The 7946-nt window shown below is 43.9% G+C and carries 5 protein-coding genes; 3 read left to right on the forward strand and 2 right to left on the reverse strand.

Annotation, left to right across the window (positions count from 1 at the left end):
- The first annotated feature begins 316 nt into the window (after positions 1–316).
- Together ACCM36_RS03255 and ACCM36_RS03260 are read left to right on the forward strand one after the other, a co-directional pair.
- Complete coding sequence (locus ACCM36_RS03255) at positions 317–2350, forward strand: methyl-accepting chemotaxis protein (RefSeq protein ID WP_370572297.1); 2034 nt, start codon at positions 317–319, stop codon at positions 2348–2350.
- A gap of 141 nt (positions 2351–2491) precedes the next feature.
- Positions 2492–3664 (forward strand): hypothetical protein, encoded by a 1173-nt coding sequence (locus ACCM36_RS03260; RefSeq protein ID WP_370572298.1) that lies wholly within the window; start codon positions 2492–2494, stop codon positions 3662–3664.
- A gap of 21 nt (positions 3665–3685) precedes the next feature.
- Here ACCM36_RS03260 and ACCM36_RS03265 read toward each other — a convergent pair whose 3' ends face one another.
- Positions 3686–4093: a hypothetical protein gene (locus tag ACCM36_RS03265; RefSeq protein WP_370572299.1), complete on the reverse strand. Its 408-nt coding sequence runs from the start codon at positions 4091–4093 to the stop codon at positions 3686–3688.
- Between the two features lie 69 nt (positions 4094–4162).
- Positions 4163–5458 (reverse strand): phenylacetate--CoA ligase family protein, encoded by a 1296-nt coding sequence (locus ACCM36_RS03270; RefSeq protein WP_370572301.1) that lies wholly within the window; start codon positions 5456–5458, stop codon positions 4163–4165.
- Between the two features lie 308 nt (positions 5459–5766).
- Here ACCM36_RS03270 and ACCM36_RS03275 point away from each other — a divergent pair.
- Positions 5767–7946 (forward strand): CDC48 family AAA ATPase (locus ACCM36_RS03275; protein WP_370572300.1); only part of this gene is annotated, 2180 nt, incomplete at its 3' end.

The raw sequence follows: 7946 nt of genomic DNA on the forward strand, positions 1-7946 counted from the left end.
TAGATATAAAGGAATCATAAAAAAAGCAGGCTTTTAGAACATACATCAACGATCCTGAATTAGAGTTCACCATCAATGGAGAAGGTAGTTCTAAATCAGTTTTAGAATTTGATCATAAGACCTGTGACGAAATAAGTTAAAGTGGTTTCAGAATAAATAAAATTAGTAGTTAGATTTATATAATTATTATGATTATGTAATATTTAACCAAAATATATCCAGACAATAACAGATAGATTCAACTGTTGTGTGTAGTGTTTTGATTTTAGTTGATTAGGTAAAAAAGTTTTACTAGATAGTGATTGGAGATTGAAGTATGTTCGAAAACGTAAAGATTAAAAAATTGCTAATCGCGAGTTTTGCAGTCATACTATTATTGACAACCATAGTTGCTTACACAGGATATAGCGGAATGTCAGATATTAAGACCAGTGCCGAGATTACCGAGGACATGAATAATCTTGTCAAATATAGCGAAGATGCCAGGATTACAGAAAAGAATTATCAGCTGAGAAGAGATACGACTTATGTTATTCAAATGAATGAACTTTTTGATTCAATGACAGCTCAAATAAGTGAATCGAGGCAAGATTTTACAGACTCTGCGGATAAACAGAAAATGGATGATGCTCAAAAAGCAGTTGACAGTTATGATCAGGCTTTCACAACTTACGTTCAACTTGAAAATGAACAAAAAACAATAGATAACACACTCATCGAAAAAGAAAATACACTAAATGAAGTAACCATTAAAATGTATGAAGATCAAATGCAGCAATATTCTGAAATGATAGAGCAAAATGCTGATGCTGCAGCTTTACAAGACAGAGTGTTAAAAGCAGAAGATTCAAGCACTATCAGTAAATGGAACCTTGAAGCCCGTAATGACAGACTCGGTTTTATGATGAACGAAGAGCAACAATATGTTGATAACGTCAATCAGAAAATGGATGCTATCATCACCCTTGCTTCAGATCTGAAATCCAGATATAAGCAACAGAAGAATAAAGATGATGCAGATGCTGTGATCATTGCGGCGACAGCTTATAAGACCGAATTTTCAGGATATGTTGCAAATGAAAAAAAGAAGGACGATGCAGAAATCCAGATGGTGGACGCTGCCCGAACTGTGAAGTCGATTTCTGAAGCAGCACTTACTGACCAAAATGAAAAAATGCAGAAAGAGATGAGCACTGCCTTAATGGTCTTAAGTCTGATATCTTTGATAGCCATAATACTGGGCATATCAGTTGCACTCCTTATCTCCAGAATGATATCAAAACCAGTTGATGAGATGCTTGAAGCAGCAAATAAGATCGCTGAAGGCAACCTGCTCGTACAGATCAATAACACTTCCGAGAATGAACTAGGTCAGCTTTCAACAGCACTCGGGACAATGGCAACAAATCTGCGCAAAATTGTTACTGAGGTTAAAGATGGGTCTTCAAAAGTAGCTTCTACATCCCAGGAATTGTCGGCAGCTTCTGAAGAAATGACTTCCGGCGCTGGTCAAATATCTGATGTTGTAGCTGATATAGCCAAAGGTTCACAGAGCCAATCCATAAGAGCAGAAGAAGTGTCTCGTGCTATGAAAGACATGACAGCAAATGTCCAGGATGTCGCAAGCAATGCACAGAAAGTTGCTTCAGCTGCACAGGGTTCCAGCCAACTTCTGGAAGGCATCAGCAAACAATCTGAGCAGTTATTGTCACATATGACCGAAATACAGACAGCTGTTTCCGATTCTGCCGAAGTGATACGTGAACTGGATGGCAAATCCAGACAAATAGGGGAAATCGTGGAGCTTATTACTTCAATAGCTGACCAAACGAACCTCCTTGCCCTGAATGCTGCTATTGAAGCGGCTCGTGCAGGAGACTATGGAAAAGGCTTTGCAGTTGTGGCCGACGAAGTAAGAAAGCTTGCAGAAGACTCAAACAATGCAGCCAAACAAATAGCTGTACTAGTGCACCAGATCCAGAATGAGACAAATAATGCCGTCACAACCATGGAAAAGGGAACGCAGAAAGTTGCCCAAGGAGCACAGATGTTCAGTAGAACACATATAGATATGAAAACTGCAGCTGATAGAAGTACAGAGGTTACAAGGATGGCACAGGATATTGCTGCGGCAGCTGAAGAGCAATCATCTTCAATTGAACAGATCAATTCTTCCGTTGAAGAGGTTACTGCCATCACCGAACAATCTGCAGCAGGAACACAGGAAGCTGCATCTTCAGTTGAACAACAGAAGGCATCAATGGAAGAGATCTCCACATCTGCACAGGAACTTGCAAATCTCGCATCAAACCTCATGCAGTTAGCTTCCAAGTTTAAGATAGAAGAATAGAGACAAAACTCTATTCTTTAATATTTTTCTTTTTTAGTATAAGTGCTGTCTTTACAATTAAATGGTTTTAACTGTTCAAACTGCTGAAAACTGGTATAAGAGCAACTTTGAAATGGGTTAACAATATAAAAAGACATAGCCATGGAAATAAAAGAACTTGTGCATCAGATCCATTCCTCAGGATATGAATTTGTGCTTGCGATCACAGGTGGTGGAACAGAGGCCATTGGAGAACTATTGCGATATGGAGGAGGTTCGGCCACTTTGCTGGAAGCAGTGGTCCCGTACAGCCAGCAGGCACTTGATGCGTTTACCGGCAGGAAGCCGGAAAAATATGCTTCATCACGAACCGCACGGGCAATGGCCATGGCGGCCTTTCAAAGAGCAATGCTGCTACAAAGACCAGGAAAAAATGGAGGATCAAACATCCTGGGTATCAGCGCGACATGCACCCTGGCAAGATCCGGCGAACGAAAAGAAAGACAGCATGAGCTGTACATGGCAGTCCAGTCACTCCAGAACACAACTACCTATAGCATCTGTTTTTTAGAAAAAAGGGATAGAGAACACGAAGAAACACTGGTGTCCCTGTCGATAATCAACATGGTAGCTTCAGCCTGTGATCTGGATGTGGGAATAACGTATGGAACAGAATTATCATCACAGGAAAGACCGCAAATAAGGAGAGCACAAGCCACAAAAGCAATATCTGACATGCTGTTGCACAAAGACAATGACTCTAACGTGATCAAAAGATGTGTAAGAGTAAATGGGAAGGAGGGTAGCGCACAGCATTCACATAAAATCATTTTCTCTGGTTCTTTTGATCCGTGTCACAGGAACCATGTGGAAATGGCAAGGATAGCAGCCAGGAAGTATGGTGTACCAGTGCATTTCGAGATCTCACTCATTAATGTGGACAAACCGCCAATAGACTACATCTCACTTGAAGACAGGATATCTTCTATACAGGCCTGTTATGATCCTGATTTTATGGGAGATATTTTTGTAACGAACACACCCCTTTTTGCAGAGAAGGCAAATATTTTCCCGGATTCCACTTTTATTATAGGTGCCGACACTATGAAGAGGCTTTTCAATAACAGGTATTATCGTCCTCAAGACGATCTGCATTCTCTTCTGGATCATTTCAGGGAGAAGTGTGTTGATTTTCTTGTTTTCAGCAGAAAAGGGACCGAAATAGAGATACCACCAGAGGTTGAACCTATAATAACCATTATTTCCGAGGATGAATATAGAGACGATGGTATTTCATCCACACAGATAAGGAAGGTACAACAGAACAAGTCTTAAAGTAGTGCTGATGAACAGAGCCTACCTTGGATGATACAGCTCTGTTTCGGAGCATAACAAGGGATAACCTCTTTCTTCATGCATTTGTATGATATCATTACGAAGTCCACCGGCAAGCTTGTGCAGTGTCCTTTGTGCCTGAATGATCTTGTCCGCACTAAGTATGCCCCATTTTTCAGATGCTACGCTATCCACTACGTACTTGAAGTTGTCAAATTCCTCTGTTGGAACACATGAATGCACGTTCAGACAGGTGCAATGCTGTTCTCGTAAAAGACAAAGCATTTCCTCCAGCTTATTGCCAGTTAACACATGGCAGAATTCGTGACATACAGGAGACACTTTTGTATCTATGAAATGAACCTCTGCCAGGAAAAGGAAACGTTCGCATTCGTATATCCAGTCGCGTATCTCGTATAGATGATACATATTTATAGATAGTTGCTGAACTGGAAGATATAAAAATTTTATGGTCGATTATAAGATACTCTACGAATTTTATGAATCTCTTGTGTCAACTACTCTTTTACTTTTCTTTTCACTGCGCGGCAAATCCCCGATGTTCAGACATTCTACATCTACGGAAATACCGATCAGATCATGAAAAGCTTTCCTGATGGCTTTTTCCTTTGTCTGCCTGCAGCAAGGGTCCAGGGCATTGTCCACCTCTACACGGAAAAGCATGGATTCCTTGCCACCATCACGGGACAGCAGAATCTGGTACTCGCTGCTTACACCTTCAAACCTGTGAGTGAGATCTTCGATCTGCCCCGGATAGATGTTGACCCCTTTTATCTTGATCCTGTCATCCGTACGGCCTAAGATCCTGTCAATACGAGGAAAAGGGCATCCGCAAGTACATCGACCAGGGATTATACGGGTCAGGTCCCTTGTCCTGTAACGTATGAGAGGTGCACCTTCCTTTGACAGAGTTGTGACAACAAGTTCACCCAGCTCTCCATCCGGCAATATTTCACCTGTAACGGGATCGATTATCTCAAAAAACAACATGTCGGACCAGTAATGCAGACCATTATGCAGATGGCAGTCCTGAGCGATGCCGGGACCGTATATTTCAGTAAGGCCATAGATGTCAAAGCTTTCCAGACCTAACTCTTCCTCGATACGGATACGCATCTTGCGGCTCCACCTTTCTGAGCCGATGACGCCTGCCTTAAGGTGTATCTTATCCCTTATGCCTCTTCTGTTGATCTCTTCCGCAAGCAGCAGGGCATAAGAAGAAGTACTTGTGATAGCGGTACAGCGCAGATCCATAAGCATTTGCAGTTGTTTTTCCGTATTTCCCGGACCCATCGGCACTGCCATGGCACCCAGCTTTTCGGCACCAAGCTGAAAACCTATGCCTGCGGTCCACAGACCGTAACCGGGAGTTATCTGTATCCTGTCCAGGTTGGTCAGGCCTGCCAGCTCATAGCACCTTTTCATCATGTCGGCCCACATATCCACATCTTTTTGCGTATAGGGAATGATAACGGGTTTACCAGTGGTGCCGGACGAGGAGTGAATGCGCACTATTTTTTCTTCCGGTGCTGCCTGCAGATCAAGAGGATAAGCATCCCTTAGTTCTTCCTTGTACGTGAAGGGAAGGGTACTGATATCTTCAAGAGTTGTAATGGATCCTATATCCACATTCTCTTTTGAGAACTTCTGCTTGTAAAAAGGACTATTGGCAGAAACGTATTCCAGCAGGGATCGGAATTTCTCAAGTTGTTCTTCCTGAGAAGGTACTGTATACTCTTTCCACATACCATGCTGCATTGAGTTCCCATTCATTTTGATCCCGGCCTTAGTTTCCATTAAATTGAATGTCCTGATATAAGCTATAATGTACGATTGTGTACTAAGCAATTCCATATAAACGTTTTGTTCCGCATTTCTGAAACTCAACAGGAAATGATTAGCCTGTTGCCATTGATCACAGAACAGAAGAAACACAGCAAATGGACTATCACATAATGTTTTAAATATTGACATATTATTCTAAATACGAATATTAAAGTAGTTGAATAATCAGCTTGAATAATGAATTTCTTCTTAAACCACGTGTTAAAGACACTGGCTCTTAAATTGGCGGTTAACAAATGTCCGAAGAGATCATCGTACAGGTGGCACAGGCATACCCCAGGGATGCAGGAAGAGGCATAGCCCGCCTGGAAAAAGACCTGATGCAACAATTAGGAACTACAAGCGGCGACATCATAGAGATCAAGGGCAAGGATAAATGCTATGCCATCGTCTGGCCTGGTTATGTTGATGATACCGGGAAGGGAATAATCCGTATAGATGGCAATCTGCGCTACAATGCTAAAATTGGTCTGGACGATCAGGTAACCATCAGGAAGATATTAGCACATGAAGCTGAGAGTGTCACCCTGGCACCCACCCAGCCAGTGCAGCTTGTAGGTGGATCTCGTTTTATCCTGAGGATCATTGAAGGCAGGCCGCTTTCCAAAGGAGAAAGGGTCAGAGTAGAGACCGTAAACAATCCTCTAACATTTGCAGTACTGGCCACCAAACCCTCAGGACCTGTGGTAGTTACCCGTAACACCCAGATCGTGCTTCGGGAAAAACCCCTGGAAGAAGCTACAACCAAAGACCACATCACCTACGAGGATATAGGTGGCCTCAAACGTGAACTGGGTATGGTAAGGGAGATGATAGAGCTTCCCCTGAAACACCCGGAGATATTCCAGAAACTTGGTATAGATCCCCCGAAAGGTGTACTGCTTTATGGCCAGCCAGGTACAGGCAAGACCATGATCGCCAGGGCAGTTGCCAGTGAAACTGATGCTAATTTCATATCTATCAGCGGTCCTGAGATAGTGTCCAAATATTATGGGGAAAGTGAGCACAAGCTCCGCCAGATGTTCGAAGATGCCGAAAAGGATGCACCCTCCATTATCTTCATCGATGAGATCGATTCCATAGCCCCTAAGCGGGATGAAGTGATGGGAGAGGTCGAGCGCAGGGTGGTAGCCCAGTTACTTTCACTAATGGACGGCCTGAAATCAAGGGGCAGAGTCATTGTTATTGCTGCAACCAACCGTCCAAACTCCATAGACCCTGCACTGCGCAGAGGCGGAAGATTTGACAGAGAGATAGAGGTAGGTATCCCTGACCGTAACGGCAGGCTGCAGATCCTGTACGTGCATACACGGGGAATGCCTATTGAAAATGACATTGACCTGGAGCAGATAGCAGCTGTAACTCATGGTTATGTGGGAGCTGATCTGTCATCCCTGTGCAAGGAAGCAGCTATGCACGCTCTGCGCAGGATGCTGCCGGAGATGCGCATAGAGGATGATATACCCCAGGAGATAATGGACAGCCTGGTGGTCACCAGAGCTGATTTTGATTCAGCTTTCAAGAACATAGAGCCTTCAGCCATGCGCGAGGTGTTCGTGGAGGTTGCCCATGTACGCTGGGATGATATTGGAGGATTGGAGGCTGCAAAACAGGAACTGATCGAAGCTGTGGAATGGCCTCTGAAATATCCAGAGATGTTCGAAGCTGTCAATACCACGCCTCCCAAAGGCATATTGCTTTTTGGGCCACCGGGAACAGGCAAGACCATGCTGGCCAAGGCGGTTGCAAGTGAGAGCGAAGCTAATTTCATCAGCATCAAAGGCCCTGAGCTTTTGAGCAAGTATGTAGGAGAATCCGAGAAAGCGGTGCGTGACACCTTCAGGAAAGCAAAACAGGCTGCTCCGACTGTGATATTCTTCGATGAGATAGATTCCATGGCACCTGAGAGAGGATCCAGTACTGATGTGCATGTTACGGAGCGGGTGGTGAGCCAGATCCTTACTGAAATAGATGGAGTGGAAGAACTAAGGGATGTTGTGGTCATAGCTGCCACAAACAGGCCGGACATTATTGACCCTGCCTTGCTGCGTCCCGGAAGATTTGACAGGCTCATCTACGTTAAGCCGCCTGATAAGGAAGGACGCAGGAAGATATTCGAGATACATATCCTGGGAAAGCCTCTGGCCGAAGATGTGGACCTGAATTTGCTTGCAGATATGACAGAAGGCTATGTCGGTGCGGATATAGATGCCATCTGCCGGGAAGCTTCCATGCTGGCTTTGAGAACAGTGATAAGACCCGGCATGACAAGAGAGGAAATGAAGGCACTGGCAAATGAGATAAGGATCTCTATGACCCATTTCAGGAAGGCGGTTGCCAGAATAAAGCCCACAACTTCCCGCAGTGCTATGAACCTCTATGAAAAGGCAGCTGAAGCCTATGCACAGTATGCAGC

The sequence above is a fragment of the Methanomethylovorans sp. genome (assembly GCF_041305605.1).
Classification (GTDB): Archaea; Halobacteriota; Methanosarcinia; order Methanosarcinales; family Methanosarcinaceae; genus Methanomethylovorans.

Coding starts and splice junctions, on each gene's coding strand:
- ACCM36_RS03255 (WP_370572297.1), top strand. CDS start 317: ATGTTCGAAAACGTAAAGATTAAAAAATTGCTAATCGCGAGTTTTGCA.
- ACCM36_RS03260 (WP_370572298.1), top strand. CDS start 2,492: ATGGAAATAAAAGAACTTGTGCATCAGATCCATTCCTCAGGATATGAA.
- ACCM36_RS03265 (WP_370572299.1), bottom strand. CDS start 4,093: ATGTATCATCTATACGAGATACGCGACTGGATATACGAATGCGAACGT.
- ACCM36_RS03270 (WP_370572301.1), bottom strand. CDS start 5,458: ATGAATGGGAACTCAATGCAGCATGGTATGTGGAAAGAGTATACAGTA.